The sequence below is a fragment of the Methanosarcina acetivorans C2A genome, from assembly GCF_000007345.1.
Taxonomy (GTDB): Archaea; Halobacteriota; Methanosarcinia; order Methanosarcinales; family Methanosarcinaceae; genus Methanosarcina; species Methanosarcina acetivorans.
In genome coordinates, this window is sequence record NC_003552.1 from 945,346 (window position 1) to 960,444 (window position 15,099).

The window sequence follows — 15,099 nt, forward strand, 5'->3', positions numbered from 1 at the left end:
AGGGAAAGAATCTTTTCAGATCTTTTTCTTCAGAACAAAGTACTCTACAAGAATCATGAACAGGGGCAGGGAAATGGCAAGAAGTACTTTAGCTACTCCCATCGGGTTCTTTGTGTCGCCTTCTTCTTTTTCCGCGCTGCTGTTCAGAATCGCCTTTCCGTCTTCCCAGCCTCTCAGGGTTTCCTGTATCCCTTCTCCTGTTTCTACAGTTCCTTCTTCTCCCGTATATTCACTTATTGCAAAGCACGAGAAGGCGATAGTTTTTGCCCTGAAATAAACGTAGTCCTCGTCTTCGCCGGTTTTTTCAGTGCTTAGAGGCATCCATTTGCTGTCGTACCAGAGAAGGGTTACATTGGATTCATTAACACTGTTATTTTCTATCCAGTCCTTCTCAACTTTGAACCCTGTATAGGCGCTCTTAATGGAATCTTCATTTCCTGCTCCTTTATTTCCCAGCCAGATGTTTAATTGCTTATATACTCTTCCAGGCGGAAGCTTCTGGACAAAAATAGATTTTCCTTTGAGAACCTCCACGGTTGCTGTCGTTTTCTTATACGTCTTCAGAGGGGAAACCTCGAGATATGTGACACAGGTTGCATTCTCCGCGAAATCATATTTGACAGGGTAGCCGCTCATAATGTGCCTTGTATCAAGTTCTTTGACTTCCACATTCTTGGCTGGCTCTTTGGAAACACCGCTTCCCATGCTGCTACTGCTGCTACTTCCGCTACTGCCACCACCGCCGGAACTGGAATCCGAGTTTTCTTCATTGTTCGAAGTAGTTTCTTCGGCGACACTCACGGTCTTTGTTAGTTCATTGTCCGTTTCGTCTTCCTCGAGTATGGTATTTCCGGAATCTGCTACCAGTCTCACATCAACGCTTCCTTCTGCTTCGGGAACCCAGTGAAAAATACCCGTTGTTGTTTCTCCCATAGCAATTTCAGGTATCGATATTTTTCCTTCCTGAGTCAGGTTGGTCCCGTTGATATAATATTTTAGCTCGCTGCTTCCCGAGTCCCTGAGTCCTTTGTTCTTTATTGAGACTGTAAAGGTAATATCGTCCCCTACTTTCGGAGATGCCGGGTTTAAAGATAGCGATTCTATTATAAGGTCTGGACGTATTGTTTTTACATCGACAATTTTTGTGAATTCATTATTGTTTTCGTCAAGCTCATAAACGTCCGTCCCGGAGTCGATATGTACTTTTACTTCCATTTGCCCTTCTCTATCCGGAACCAGAGAGAACATAACATCTTTCTCTTCTCCTACCGAAAGAGCCGGAACCTGGATATCATCTTGGGTTGGGGCGGTTCCGTTAATATAATATTCTGCCTGAACTCCTTCTGAGGGAGCCGTACCCTGGTTCTTTACTTTCAAGGTGAGGTTCAGGGTCTTTCCTACTTCCCCTTCCGATTCAGGTACGAGATCTTCAATAATCAGATCCGGAAAAAAATCTTCCGCTACTGCTACGGTAGCTGTTTTTTCGTTGTTCTCTTCGTTACTCTCAGCTACCAGGTTGTCCTTATCAACAACTGCCTTTAACTCTACAGTTCCTTCTGATGTTGGAATCCATGTATATGAGTTATAACTGATTTCTCCACTTGACAGCCTGGATATAGCCCAATTTTCAACGAGGTCCCCATCAATATAGAGAACCAGCATCGTTGCTTCTGAAGTCGCAGTTCCCTGATTCTTCACATTTACCCTTATTCTCTGATGCTCACCTGGCTCGGGATCCTCAGGATAGCTAAATGTACTTATTATCAAGTCCGGGAGACTATTTTCTGTTACTGTTACAGTGGCTGTTTCTTCGTTGTTGCCTTCGTTACTCTCAGTTATCAGGTTGTCCTCATCAACAACTGCTCTCAGCTCTACGGACCCTTCGGATTCCGGAACCCATGTATAGGAGACAGAACTGCTTTTTCCACTGGATAACCTGGGTACATCCCATTCTCTAACCGAGCTTCCGTCAATGTAGAGGGCCAGAGTCGTTGCTCTTGAACTTGCTGCTGTTCCTTCGTTTTTCACGCTTATCTGTATTCTCTGCTGTTCACCTGATTCGGGCTCCTCAGGATAGCTAAATGTACTTATTATCAAGTCCGGGAGACTATTTTCTGCTACTGTTACAGTGGCTGTTTCTTCGTTATTGCCTTCGTTACTCTCAGTTATCAGGTTGTCCTCATCAACAACTGCTCTCAGCTCTACAGACCCTTCAGATCCCGGAATCCATGTATATGAGACGGAACTGCTCTCTCCACTGGATAGCTCGGATACGTCCCATTCTCTAACCGAACTTCCGTCAATGTAGAGGGCCAGAGTCGTTGCTCCTGAAGCTGCATCTCCCTGATTTTTTACTGTTGCTGTGATGGTCACCTCTTCGCCAACTTCTGGAGTTGTCGGGCTCCAGGAGAAATCATTCTCGATCACCAGGTCAGGTAGTAAAACAGTTGAATTTCCATCATCTCCAGAAGGTATGTCCTCGGCTGCAGCAGCCACAGCCAGCATAACTCCGGGAATTAGCAGCGTTATTATCAATACATTAATCAAAGAATGAAAATAACTTACTTTCATTTTTATTAGCCTCCGCCCCACAAGTCTATGAACAGAAATTTCTGATACATTGTAGCCTATGACAAGTACCCATCTAATTGGTCGAAATTAAGGTACACTAATAGCTTATGATTGGTAACTTATGACAGGTAGATCTCTGGTTCGTCGAAATTAAGGTATATAACTAGCTTATTGACAAGTAGCTATATAATTCATCGAAATTAAGCTTCTGATTTTTATCTCGGATCAAAATTTTCGAGCAACTCCTGCTCCGGAATATATATACCCTGCCCGAGGGTTACTTCATACAATACATTACTTCTCCTGCTTCATATTTAAGGCTCTACACTCTCAATTCTTTTCTCCTTCGAAAACTTTACTTTTCAGAAGAGGAACTATCTCAAGCCCTTTTTCCTGAGGGTTTTGCTCTGCCTGATCCTCTGTCGTATTAAGTAAAAACGTCTCTTCTGCTGCGCGCAAGGCATCTTCTGTCAAAGCAGTTCGAGCTCTTACCTTCCTGAAGCTTTATTCTCTGTGGTTCTATAGGACTGACCTGATATATTATAATTTTATCTATTTCTGTTTATTTTATTTCAGAGACAAACTTCGGAAGATTTTCCTCAAAATTCATTATATTCACTCATTGATTGCCTCTATTTACTAATTTCTCAAAAATCTATCAACATTTCCGTAGAGGAAGCTCTTTTATTTCTCCCTTCTCAAAATGTTCCAGTTCATGAGTTTAATCTAAAAATCGGTGAGTGATAAAAGGAGGGAATAAGATCTAACAAGTGAACAAAAGTTTAAAAAGTAAACAAAGTCCTAAAATATTGATGTGTAAAAAGTTAATGGATGAAGATATATAATAAACGAAAATAATTATAAAAACAAATTAAAAAAACTAAATTTAATAAAAGAAACTAAACATACAAAACTCAGGCAATCAGATATTTACTATCCTTAATCTGAGCTCTGCTATCCACACCGAGGATTTCGGCGATTTCAACGCCTTCACTTCCTACATCGGAAAGGCGGGTATACATCTCAGCTTTTGAGATATATTTCTCGGTTCTCGTCCCGTCAGCCTCTTCCATTTTAATGGTAATTTCCTCTTTATTGTGCCCTCTTGCCAGGCATTCGTGGACTATCACGCCGTACTGTTCAGCGATTACTTTCAGGCAGTCGAAAATCTGATTTGTTGAGACTGCATCCTCTTCGTCAAGCAGGACTTTTGAGAGGGTATAGGTTCGAAGATTTTCCCGAAGGTAATTCTGAACCTTCACCGGAATTTTGGCAAGATCTTCAATGTCTATATAACCCCCAAGCTCTTTGTCTTCGGTTATCTCCCTTTCATCCTCATATACAAAGTACTTGAACCCTCCTCCTTCTATCCTGAACTTCCGGTTTGCTTTTTTGTTTTCAAGAATTATACGAACATTTTTCTCACTGTCGTATTCGAGGGAACTTACGAGAAACTCGGAGAGATCCTGCATTTTTATTTTCTCTTCTTTCCGCAGAATGCCTGTCTTTGTCCAGCCGGGCAGGCTAAGGCTTCCGATAAGCCTCTCTACTGTCAGAGGTTCTTCTGTAAACCAGAGTTTATAATAATATTGCAGGCCTGAAACCGAACCTTCCATTTCACCTGAAACTCCGCCTATACTGCTGAAAAGCTCAAATCTCTTCTCTGCTCCATATATTCCTGAGATCAAAAAAGGAGTAAGGACTTCAAGAACCTTTGTCTCAATTTTTTGATATTCCTGGGCAGCTCCACTTTCTATTTTTCTGGACTCCATTTCGAGAATTTCACGGTTTCGCTCGAAATTTTCACGGCAGATGATCAGGATTGCATCGGCACAGGGCATCAAATCCTCGGTGCCCAGATCTTTTGCTAATTTCTTGACCAGTAAGCTGAGTTTCTCCTCAAAAATATCCATTCCGGTAATTCTGTTGTTCAATTCATGGAGCGCTTCTTTATTTTTGCACTTTATTTCTATTATGGAATTCTCCAGAGGGATTACTCGGGCCGTTATATCTATGAATGATTTTAAATCTTCAATGAAATCCCTCTGCACAGGCAGTTCCGTAGAGTCCTGATAAATATATTTCATGAAAAGCACCCTGGATATCTGAACTAACTCTCCAAATATTCTATGCCTTATAGCTATATAACATTTTATCCGGAATCTTCAGGTATTTTTATACCATGTTTTCCTCTCCCCTTACGTCGTGCCCTTGCCCCGGATTCTTTCTAAAATCTTTGGGAGGTTTTTGCCCTTACGGAATTCATAGAAGAACTTTTCGGACAGGATCCAGAATCTCATTTATATATTTTGCAGCTGCGTTTTTAAGGTCCATTGGGTGGACTTTTTCTTCTATAAAGTTGCTCTCCATCTCAGCATAGCTGTGGTATGTGATGTCTCCCCCGAATTTTTCCGGCCTTTCAATGACAACTGTCTCGTACCTTGGGAAGATGTGGTAGCGGAAAAGAGCAAGGATCGGGTTTTCTTCTACGTCTCCTATCTTGCAGAAAGCTTTCTTAAACTTCCTGTAGATATCTTCTCCCGTATCGTCTATCGAAATGAAATTATCCTTTGAAGAAGCCATCTTTGTTCCGTCAAGCCCCAGGAGGATAGGAGTGTGAATACAGATCGGGGTTTCAAACCCGAGGCTCTTTAAGTTTTCACGGGCAAGCATGTGGATTTTCCTCTGGTCAATCCCACCCACTGCCACGTCCACCTCAAGCAGGGCAATGTCAATAGCCTGCATCAGGGGATAAACCATCTGGGAAACGGTGGGGTCGTCCATTGCGCGTCCTACTTCGTCCATGCTTCTCTTTGCCCTGTTGAGGGTGACTGCTCTTGAAAGTTTGAGCACGTTTAACATGTATTCGGCTCCCAGCTGGAAGTCCGAACCGTATACGAAATCGGTCTGTTCTTCGTCAAGCCCGAGAGCGATAAAGCAGCGCCTGTTGTAGTCTGCAATCTTCCGGACCTCTTCCAGCGTGCCTTTCTTGTTCAGATAAGCGTGTACATCCGCTAGCAGGACAGTGATCTTGAACCCTGCTTTTTGCAAATCTATTAACTTGTTTACGGTAAGGACGTGTCCCATGTGGATTTTTCCGCTTGGCTCGTAGCCTACGTAAGCACGGGGAGCTTCTTTATTTTTAAGCAGTCCTTCAAGTTCTTCTTCGGTTACAATTTCCTGAACATTTCTTCTGATAAGCTCAAGTCTGTCCATTGCATCTACATTCCTTTTCTTTTCTTATTCTGAAAAACTCAGTTTCTATTAATAAGTTTCTCTAAAAACGGGATCCCTTTTTCGGATTTGAATTTTGGGATTTCCCAGTTCTGAGTAATTTTTCTTCGCAGGGATTTTTCCTCTTTGCCGGATACCGGATTAAAGCCCTGTATTTCCCTTGCTTCTTTTGAGATAATGACTCCTCTCCTCTGCCAGGAAGGAAGCGTCGCAAGGTTTATTCCTCTTTCAAAAAGCATCTCATGGATTTCCGATTCTTTTTTTCTTTTCAGATATTTTGCAGCTTCGTTCCTCCCCATGCCTTCGTTTCTGAGGGCATAGTATCCCTAGGAAGCTACAAAGTTACGCCAGGCTTCAAGCTGCCTCCGGTGAAAATACTCCGGGATTTCTTCTTTTTGAAGAGCCACAAGTCTGGAATCAAAAGCTATGGGTTCTTCAAGCCGCAGTTTTATCGTAAGAGCACTTCCCAGAAAGCTCGCTACAACAGAGTCGATTTTTTCCACTCTGCCGTCAAAAGGGAGGTCTGTGAACAGAAAGCTGATTTCATCTGAAAAAGTATAGGCAAAAAGAGGGCTTAAACCGCTTTTTTTTATGAAGAGTTCGGCAGTGTCCGCCATCGCTCTGGCGAAGGTTTTGTCATAGGGTTTCTCAAAGCCCAGGCCTGAAAGTGTATTTTTGAAATTCCTGCCGTCAGCGCGCAAGACCACTGGCGGGATACAGCGCATTTCAGCATATATTTCCCGGGTTTTCATATACCTTTTCTAAAGACCATTCAGTCTTCTTTCCTCTTTTTGTATCTCTGGATTACGTCTCTGATTATAATAATGTCTGCTGCTGTTATAACCCAGCGGTAGGGAATGATAATACCTCTGCTGCTGATGTCGAAAAGTTCCCTGTTAATGTCCGAAACAGCAAGCCCGGTAACTTTCTGTTCCTCTACATCAATTACAAGGTCCTGCAACTTTCCTACATAAACACCGTTGTTTGTGTATATGTTTAGGCCAAAGAGTGATGTGAGTTCTGCGCGCATTATATCCCTGCTCTATTAAATTATTTCATTAATTTAAGTTATCTATGCATCCTAAATTTATTTAAATCTCTTCCTCTACCTTATATGAAAAACATACTTATATATCTTACAGTTTTACTGAGCTCTTTTCTCTATAAATGATATAATCCCAGATTTTACAGTTATACTAAGTCTTAATGTTTACGATCAACGAATTACCTCTTCCATTTTTCCGGGAAACATGATTTTAAATCTACTTATTAGGCTAAATACTCCATGTTTAAGTTTTATCGGAGGTGAGCTGGATTTTCTCTATTAAATTCTTTTCTAAATTGTCCAGGCAGAAGAATTTTTGCTTTTTTATAGCTTAATAGTAGAATAAACCGGAAAATCAAGCAAAAACGGAAAATCAGGCAAATATCCAGGAGTTTTTACAATCCGCCTAGATAAATATGCTGATTTTTTCCTCTATAAAATTCGTCTTTTTTTCGATTTCCCCTTCAACTCTGCTTTTTTTCACTTACCCGCTTTCCATTTGATCTATCTTCGTTTTGATTTGTTTTTTAACTTGACCCTATATTCGGCAGGTCGACATTAGATTTTGAGAATTTTTACTGATTATGTTTTTCATACATTATATTAATAGATAAGTGGTTTGAAACTGGTTAACATATAACTCAAATCTTACGACCTATATAAGTAACGAAACATTTTTGCAGTAATGTTTAATGTGGAAGAAAATGTGTTTTCCCACAAAAACACTATCAGTAAAAATACTTGGGAAAAATCAAGTTACCTGCCGAAAGCAGGTTGACATTTTAACTCTTGATCTTTTAACTCTTGATCTTTTTAATTTTGACTTTTTAAGCTTGAATTGTTTTCCCCTTCTGGATTTATTTCTCATATTCCCAGTTTTGAGATTCCCCTTTTGATCGTTTCTGAAGACTTCCTGAGGATCTCGTACTGGTTTTCCTCAAGTTTGAGCTCGAGGACTTCTTCTACCCCGTTTGCTCCCAGTTTCGCCAGCACTCCGAAATAAATTCCTTCTTGCCCGTACTGCCCTTCAAGATATGCAGACGTCGGAAGGATGCGCTTTGAATCCTTAAGCACGGCTTCTGCAACGCTCACAATGGCCGCAGACGGGGCATAAAAAGCACTCCCCTGTTTGAGAAGCCCTACTATTTCGGCTCCTCCGTTCACCGTCCTTTCTACAAGCCTGGCAATTGTCTCCTCCGGGAGCAGTTCCGGAAGCGGAATTCCCGATACGGTGGTATACTGGGGGAGGGGGACCATAAGGTCTCCGTGCCCTCCTATTACCATTGCCTCGATGTCTTTTTTCGAACAATTCAGTTCTTCTGCTATAAAGCTTGCAAAACGCCCTGCATCAAGCACTCCACTCATTCCGAAGACTTTTTTTGTCTCAAAGCCTGTTGTTTTCATAGCCACATAAGTTATAACATCAAGCGGGTTTGTGACATTTATAACAATAGAGTTCGGAGCATACTCTGCAATGTTTCGGGAGACCTCCCCTATTATTTTTGAATTGGTTTTCATCAGATCTTCCCTGGTCATTCCGGGTTTTCTGGCAATTCCGGCTGTAATGATCACCAGGTCAGAATCTGTAATGTCTGCATAATCGTTAGTACCCGTTACCTGCGTATCATAACCATTTATTGCCCCTGCCTGCATGAGGTCAAGGGCTTTTCCCTGCGGTAACCCTTCCACAATATCTGTCATGACAATTTCGCCAGGTTCCAGTTCGGCCAGCCGCTGAACTGTGGTCGCACCTACATTTCCTGCACCAATTACAGAGATTTTAGCCATAACTCGTACACCTGTATCAAAGATTTATTTTCAGGAGATTTTTCTGATTCTGTTCTTAGTCCTGATTAAAAATCGATCCTGAATTTCGAATCGGTCTGGTGGTAACTATTCTTTGTATTTATTTTTTTGGCTTTCTAGAAATCCTGAACTTACCTTTTCCCCGATCTCATTTAGTTGAACCCTCTCGTCCTCTTTATATTTTGCCCCCGTAAGCGATAAAGAGTAGATTCTATTAAAGAATAGGTTATATTATAACTGAATAAGTATATTAACTTTGTCTGCACGCCCACGGGTTTAGTCCTCATGGAAGGTTGACCATTAACAATATCTCAAAACGACTGCATATTTCTTGAAAACCCCTGTCTGCGTTCTATATCACTTTCAGTCCTCATGCAGTATTTTTATTAAAGATCACCTCCAATGAGTCAGGGGAAAAATGCTGAAGAACACATATATTCACATTCCGGGCGTAGGCAAGGCTCTTGAACAGAAAATCTGGGCTTCGGGAATAAATAGCTGGGACGAGTTTCTGGAAATGGAGGATCGGATCTCTATTCCTCCCTCAAGGAAAACCAGAATCTGTGAGGAAATAAAGACCTCTTGCAGGCATCTGGCTGAAAAAGATTGTTTCTTTTTTTCACAGCGCCTGCCGTCTGCAGAACACTGGAGGACGTATTCTCTGTTTTCCGACTCTGTTGCTTTCTTTGACATCGAAACCACAGGGCTTTCTCCTGCCAGGGACAGGATAACCGTTGTTGGGATCTATGACGGAAATGAGTCCAAAATGTATGTGCGGGGAATCAACCTCGATGACATAGTGGAGGAATTTTCAAAATACAGGCTCCTTGTATCCTTTAACGGGGCTCGCTTTGATATTCCTTTCATAAAATCCGAATTTCCCGAACTGGAGTTCAAGCAGCTCCATATCGACCTGATGTATCCTCTCCGGCGTATCGGGTATGGCGGGGGTCTCAAAAATATCGAGAAGGTGCTTGGAATCCGCAGAAGCGAGGATACGGATGGGATGGACGGATTTGATGCGGTCAGGCTCTGGAGGCAGTACGAGAAGGGGGATAAGGGAGCTCTGGACCTTCTGCTTAAATATAACCGGGAGGATATAGTCAACCTGAAAACCATTATCGAACTTACTTATCCTAAAATGGTTGAAAAGGCTCTGAAGACGTGAATCAGTCGTTTTCCTCTGAAGGTCTTGCCAAAAAGTAGAAATGTCAGCAACAGGTATATATTGTCAATTAATAACTTATATGCTATATTTCTATTCTGGATTTTGGCCTTACTAATTCATTGCTAGCTTTTATGGCAAAATCTTGTATGAAATCTCGTACGTAATTGCACAGACACATTATGGTATTGAACGCTATCCGTATGCTCTAAAAGAAAGGGGAATTCAATGGCAGTAACACTGAAGTTCGGGGATAAAGTCACTGTTGCGGATGTAAGAAAGCTCCAGGACATGGAAGATGTTGTGTTTGACAGGGAATGGTTCGAAAAGACCTATGAGAGAAATCAGGACATGTACTATATGTTCAGGGACCTCTCCAAAAGTGATGCCGATCATGAGGTAATTGAATCCCATCATCTCAGATATGATATTACAAGAATCCCTCCCGGGAAGCTCGGGTCGGAATACGTTAAAACCGTAGGTCATTACCATCCGCCGGTTCCCGGCACGGATGTCTCCTATCCTGAGATTTATCAGGTACTTGACGGTTCTGCTACCTATTTGCTGCAGAAAGTGGAGCCTGGAGAAGAGGACATTGTTCTGGATGTGGCAATTATCAAGGCAGAAAAAGGAGACCTTGTACTTATCCCACCAGGGTACGGGCATGTCACAATAAACGCTTCTGAAAAGACTCTTGAAATGGCAAACTGGGTTTGTCGTGATTTTTCATCGGTTTACGAGCCTATAAAAAGGCTTTCGGGGGCTGCATATTTCCTTCTTAAAGATGGCTTTGCCAAAAACCCCCTTTACAGGGATATCCCGCCTATTCGTTATCTAAAGCCTCTGGGTTTTGATGAAATAGGGCTTGCTTTCGGGGAAAACATGTACGATCTTGTGCATAAAGTTGAGAAATTAGGGTTCTTATCGGCTCCACAGGACTATATGGGCTTCCTGGCGGGAGTTCTGTGAGGGGTTTCCGAGTTTTGGGATGTGTGCGATTCACATTCCGCATTTTTTCTGAAGAATCATCTAAGAAACCTTAATTTTAAACCTTAGTTTCTATCGTCTTAAAACCTGATTTTTATCTTTTTATTGTGTCCTTAAAGGATAGGGATTTGTATCCAATGTTTGCAGGCATCGGGTTGATGCCGATCGGAAAGATATTTTTTCCAATGATATCGAGAGGATATTTTTTTCTAGCGGGAGGATAATTTTTCCATACAATACACAACTTATAATAGGTATTAATACTTTCAATTACAGGAGGGTTGAAATGCAAAAAAATGGATACCGTATTCAGTTTACATCATCCAGAATCAGAGATCTCATGTACATGACTACATTTAATCCTAAAAAGATGGATGGCGACGTCATACTTAATCTCTCAGTTATCGAGAAAAAAGACCTGGACGATGTGCTCGGGATCTTCAAGATGGTAATCTCAAGCGGGCTTTCGGTAACTCCTTACGTAAAAGTAATTTCCGAAGGGGAGTCAATTGGAAACCTGACCGTTGGAAAAGGAAAAGTAGGGATCGGGACTGTTTGCAGTATAACTATTGATGGCGTACTGTTAAAGGCAGGAATTCCTGTGCATCCGAAACTCGGGGGAGTTGTCCAGATCCGAAATGGCATTCCTATACGTTTTACCGATGTGCTGACATATGTGAGTACAACCGTAGATCCCCTGGAAGTCCTGATGTCGCAAGGAATTACGTCTGTGTCTGAAATGCTCAGGACAGGTTCGGGCAAGGTTCTTGCAAACCTGAGAGAAGCTCCCATGGTTGCAAGAGACGCAATCGAAAGCACCCTTTCTGACCTTCTGGACGCAGGCTTCAGCGGAATTTTAGAAGTAGGAGAACCAAACACAAGGGTTCTGGATATCCCGATTGAGAGAGATCACCTTGGAATAGTTGTCATCGGAGGGACAAATCCGATGGCTGTCGTGCAGGAGTATGGAATTCCCATCGACACAAGTGCAATGTCAAGGCTAATTCCTTTCAAGGAAATGAGCCGGATTGAAGATCTGGTCTGAAATCCGTTTGCAACTTCTGCTCCAGCCCTTCTTTCCCTTCTTTTAGTGAACCCTGAATTTGCTTTCCACTTAGCCGGCTTTCCGTAATTCTTTCCGGTGGGCCGCTTTAATCATCCTGTACCTGTTTTCCGTCGAAGCTGTTCTCCTATGAAATGGTCAAGTTTTCGGGCAAACTCTTCCTTCATGTTTACAGGTATAGTTGCCCCTGCGGCGATATCATGTCCGCCGCCTGCTCCCCCTACTTCGGCCGAGACCGTTGACATTGCTTCAGACAGGTTTACTCCTCTGCGAATCAGGTCCTGCGTCCCTCTTGCCGAGACCTTTATCCCTCCCTCTGTGTTTGCAAAAGCGATAATCGGAAGATTTCGGTTTTCGACTATTGTGGAGCTCATGCCTGCAATTATTCCTACAATAGTTTCTTTTATCTGCGAGCCCGCATCGAAGTACTGCATGTTCTCGAGCTGTGTAACTCCATTTTCTTTAACGTACATAAGCCCGTTAACGAGGTTCTGCCTGTGTTCGGCAAGCAGTTTCTTGGCGTCTTCGTAGGCGTTTTCTCTGTCTCCCATGCAGACTGCAAGCCCGATGTCAGCATGGTCGTACCGGGCAGTAGCATTGAGGAGTGTGGAAAACTCTGAGGCATCTCTCATTTCCGTTCCTTCCCTCTCATTGAGAAGGACATACACCTCACCTATCAGGCGCTCGATCCTGTATGACGGGATCCCTGATTTGAGGCAATACTGGAAGAGCCCTGAGACAATTTTCTGCTTTTCCGAAACCTCCAGGTCTATCCAGCGTCTCCAGCGCTCGTCCTGGCTGTAGCGGATATTCAGGGCATGAAGAAATTCTATACAGGCTTCTTCGTTTCCGGTAAGTCCGGGAAGGTAAGGATCAGAAGAGTACTGCAAAAGTTTGTAGATTGGGCGGGTCTGCTTTCCGAACAGGGTCAGGTCTTTTTTGAACTCAAGGTGCCCCCCTTGCACCCCTTCCTCCAGAATTAGCCTGTTAATCCCTACAAGCTGCCCCATTTTCAGGTGCTGCATATCCCCTACAGCCCCTACTATGGCAAGTGAGGAAAGGTCTCTGTTCTTTCCGAGGGCTGAAGCCAGAAGGTAGGTGGTCCCCGAGCCGCTCAGTTCGTAAGACCCGTTTGCCCCGAAGAGGTGTGGGTTAAGGTGGAGATCCAGAGTGCCCTGAGGCTGATGGTGGTCTGAAACAACAGCACTGATCCCGCGGGCTTTTATCTGTTCGCACATCCCGCTTCCGAGGTCCGTAAAAACTACAAATTCGTGGTTTTCATCTGCAATAGTGTCAAGGGCTTTTTCATCGAGCTGCTTTACAAAACGCGTTGTATATTCGAAATTTCCCCGTTCAAGAGCTGTGCAGATAATCCCTGCTGAAGTCAGCCCGTCCGCATCAATATGAGATACTATATGCACTGACCTGTGTTTTCTTATCTCTTCGGCACACCTGTCCGCTTCTTTTCTAAATGCTTCCATAGTTTCAGTCATTACTCTCTCCGAGATTCTCTGCTGCCTCATTTAAGCTATCTTTTTCCCAGCGATTTTTTCTTCCCCACTCTCTGGGGTTTATCATGTAATCTTTTCCGTCCCTTTTGATTTCCGGAAAACTTCGGATTTCCTCTACTGTGAGTTTAAGGTTTTTTGTACGATAAAGCTTCTCCAGATCTTCCCAGGGCACCATATATGCTTCCCTTTCGCGCCCGGTCCCGAGGCGAAGCTCCACTGCAAGGAAGCCTCTCCTTCCCGATCGATTCAGGTAGTCCGAAATCCTTTCGATTTGATGGATGCCTTTTTTGTCTACAGTAAAATGCTGGGAGAAGTAAAGTGCATTTGCTCCTTTATCCACGGAAATACTTTTGCATTCGATGCCCAGGTACAGGTCAGGGTCAAGGGAATCTACAAGCACGTCAAGAAACTGGGAAGTAAACCTGTGCTGTTTAAGTCGATAGGAGATGGCTCTTATGCCTTTTTCCTCAATGTATGCGTTAAATGAGTTTACAAGCACACGTTCGAACTCGGTCATAAAATCCGTTCTCCTGTTTTTCTCTATTTTATTTAATCTTTTTATTTGAAATGTAAGGGCTGTGCTCTGTTATCTATAATTTTCTCTAAAGATGGCAATGATGATGCATACGTGCAGCAAATGATAAATGCCGACAAATACCGGTAACTCATACCTGTGACAGGAATACTGGAGTTTGGGTACGCATGCCTGTGATAGGAATACTGGAATTAGGGTAAGTTAATCATTATACATCTGATTACTATTTCCAAAAGTAATTTTTTACCTGAAGGATAGTTTCCTTTAAAAGCTTGCTGGTAGCTGGAAAATCTAAATCCATTAATTCGGGACACATTTTTCGGATACATTTTTCCGGAGTCAACTATGGAATACATGATATTTGCTTCAGGCCATGCCTCCGGCTAATTAAAAAAGTAAAGCAGGGAATTTTTCCGGAGAATAAATGCCGACCAGGATTCTGATCGGCTTATTTAGGGTTTTATTTCAATTTGATATGATAAAGGTTATAAAGTCCGGGCTGAGCCTTGTTTCCCTTACAAGTCTTTCTATTGTATCTTCATCGGAAAGACCTTCTTCCTTCAGTTCCTTTATGCGGTCAAAAACATGCTGGGAAACTTCGGAATATTCGTTGATGTCTTTTCTGTGGCCCCACACATCGCCTTCAAGTAAAGCAATGTTCTGCATTGAAAGATACATCTGTGCAGAACTGGAAATTGTTCTTTTGTATGAGCTCGGGATGTGGATCGCTTTCATCTCTGGACACTTCAGAATGAGCTTGAAAATGTCCTTGTTGGATGGTCTGAATGCGAGATGGACAATTTCCTCATTGATTTTTAAAGTGTCAATTTCTTCTTTTGAGCTTACAACTCTAATTTTCATTTTTATCACCGTTCTTTCCAGGTTTTTAGAGTTTGTTTTAGGGTTTAATTTAGGGCTTTTTTGGGTTTCTTTGTTTAATTAGGGTTTAATTTAGGGTTCCTAGTTAAAGGTTTAATTTCTAGTTTTGGTTTTAATTCGAATTTGATTTAGGGTTTCTTAGTTTTAATTCGAATTTAATTCAGGTTTTTTCGTTTAATTTAGGTTTTTATACTTTATTCAGCTTTTTTGGGTTTTTAATTCCTTATTAGTTTTTATTTTTAAAATCAAAGCCTGGAAGAGGCTTTGAATTTTATATATTACGTTTTTTATTATGTTAAGATC

The 15,099-nt window shown here is 42.2% G+C and carries 14 protein-coding genes; 3 read left to right on the forward strand and 11 right to left on the reverse strand.

Translation table 11 applies throughout. The features are described 5' to 3' along the window. Nucleotides 1-15: 15 nt before the first annotated feature. From MA_RS04240 to mdh, 8 genes are all read right to left on the reverse strand, one after another. The gene (locus MA_RS04240; protein WP_162013069.1) at nucleotides 16-2,571 is read right to left on the reverse strand and encodes a CARDB domain-containing protein; all 2,556 of its coding nucleotides are present in this window, start codon (nucleotides 2,569-2,571) and stop codon (nucleotides 16-18) included. Nucleotides 2,572-2,901: 330 nt separating this feature from the next. Continuing rightward, nucleotides 2,902-3,045 (reverse strand): hypothetical protein, encoded by a 144-nt coding sequence (locus tag MA_RS26535; RefSeq protein ID WP_157860101.1) that lies wholly within the window; start codon nucleotides 3,043-3,045, stop codon nucleotides 2,902-2,904. 440 nt (nucleotides 3,046-3,485) lie between these two features. Then, nucleotides 3,486-4,658 (reverse strand): hypothetical protein, encoded by a 1,173-nt coding sequence (locus MA_RS04245; protein ID WP_048064972.1) that lies wholly within the window; start codon nucleotides 4,656-4,658, stop codon nucleotides 3,486-3,488. A gap of 175 nt (nucleotides 4,659-4,833) precedes the next feature. Next, entirely contained in the window at nucleotides 4,834-5,787 is a 954-nt protein-coding gene (locus MA_RS04250; RefSeq protein ID WP_011020859.1) for a tyrosine--tRNA ligase, read from the reverse strand. Nucleotides 5,788-5,825: 38 nt separating this feature from the next. Continuing rightward, nucleotides 5,826-6,104, reverse strand: coding sequence for a hypothetical protein (locus tag MA_RS29705; protein ID WP_011020860.1), 279 nt, complete (start codon nucleotides 6,102-6,104; stop codon nucleotides 5,826-5,828). Between the two features lie 27 nt (nucleotides 6,105-6,131). Next, on the reverse strand, nucleotides 6,132-6,557 hold the full coding sequence (locus MA_RS29710; protein ID WP_011020861.1) for a tRNA(His) guanylyltransferase Thg1 family protein: 426 nt from the start codon (nucleotides 6,555-6,557) through the stop codon (nucleotides 6,132-6,134). A 20-nt stretch (nucleotides 6,558-6,577) separates the two neighbouring features. Next, nucleotides 6,578-6,835: a PRC-barrel domain-containing protein gene (locus MA_RS04260; RefSeq protein WP_011020862.1), complete on the reverse strand. Its 258-nt coding sequence runs from the start codon at nucleotides 6,833-6,835 to the stop codon at nucleotides 6,578-6,580. An 879-nt stretch (nucleotides 6,836-7,714) separates the two neighbouring features. Beyond that, nucleotides 7,715-8,638, reverse strand: a complete 924-nt coding sequence (gene mdh / locus MA_RS04265) for a malate dehydrogenase (protein WP_011020863.1) — start codon at nucleotides 8,636-8,638, stop codon at nucleotides 7,715-7,717. Nucleotides 8,639-9,074: 436 nt separating this feature from the next. On the opposite strand from mdh, the gene MA_RS04270 reads away from it, so the two are divergent. The 3 genes from MA_RS04270 to MA_RS04285 all read left to right on the forward strand — a co-directional run bounded on the left by MA_RS04270 (nucleotide 9,075) and on the right by MA_RS04285 (nucleotide 11,853). Next, on the forward strand, nucleotides 9,075-9,824 hold the full coding sequence (locus MA_RS04270; protein WP_011020864.1) for a ribonuclease H-like domain-containing protein: 750 nt from the start codon (nucleotides 9,075-9,077) through the stop codon (nucleotides 9,822-9,824). A 225-nt stretch (nucleotides 9,825-10,049) separates the two neighbouring features. After that, nucleotides 10,050-10,790, forward strand: a complete 741-nt coding sequence (locus MA_RS04275) for a glucose-6-phosphate isomerase family protein (RefSeq protein WP_011020865.1) — start codon at nucleotides 10,050-10,052, stop codon at nucleotides 10,788-10,790. 304 nt (nucleotides 10,791-11,094) lie between these two features. Beyond that, a complete protein-coding gene (locus MA_RS04285; RefSeq protein WP_011020866.1) occupies nucleotides 11,095-11,853 on the forward strand; it encodes a DUF128 domain-containing protein in 759 nt (252 codons plus the stop codon). Between the two features lie 110 nt (nucleotides 11,854-11,963). Here MA_RS04285 and MA_RS04290 read toward each other — a convergent pair whose 3' ends face one another. The 3 genes from MA_RS04290 to MA_RS04300 form a co-directional block, all read right to left on the reverse strand. Then, nucleotides 11,964-13,364 (reverse strand): DHHA1 domain-containing protein, encoded by a 1,401-nt coding sequence (locus MA_RS04290; protein ID WP_048064974.1) that lies wholly within the window; start codon nucleotides 13,362-13,364, stop codon nucleotides 11,964-11,966. Further along, nucleotides 13,357-13,899 carry a hypothetical protein gene (locus MA_RS04295; RefSeq protein WP_011020868.1) on the reverse strand — a complete coding sequence of 181 codons (543 nt, stop codon included), beginning with the start codon at nucleotides 13,897-13,899 and terminating at the stop codon, nucleotides 13,357-13,359. Before MA_RS04295 ends, MA_RS04290 begins: the two co-directional genes overlap by 8 nt. Before the next feature lie 483 nt (nucleotides 13,900-14,382). Then, on the reverse strand, nucleotides 14,383-14,778 hold the full coding sequence (locus MA_RS04300) for a DUF1699 family protein (RefSeq protein WP_048066143.1): 396 nt from the start codon (nucleotides 14,776-14,778) through the stop codon (nucleotides 14,383-14,385). Nucleotides 14,779-15,099 lie beyond the last annotated feature (321 nt).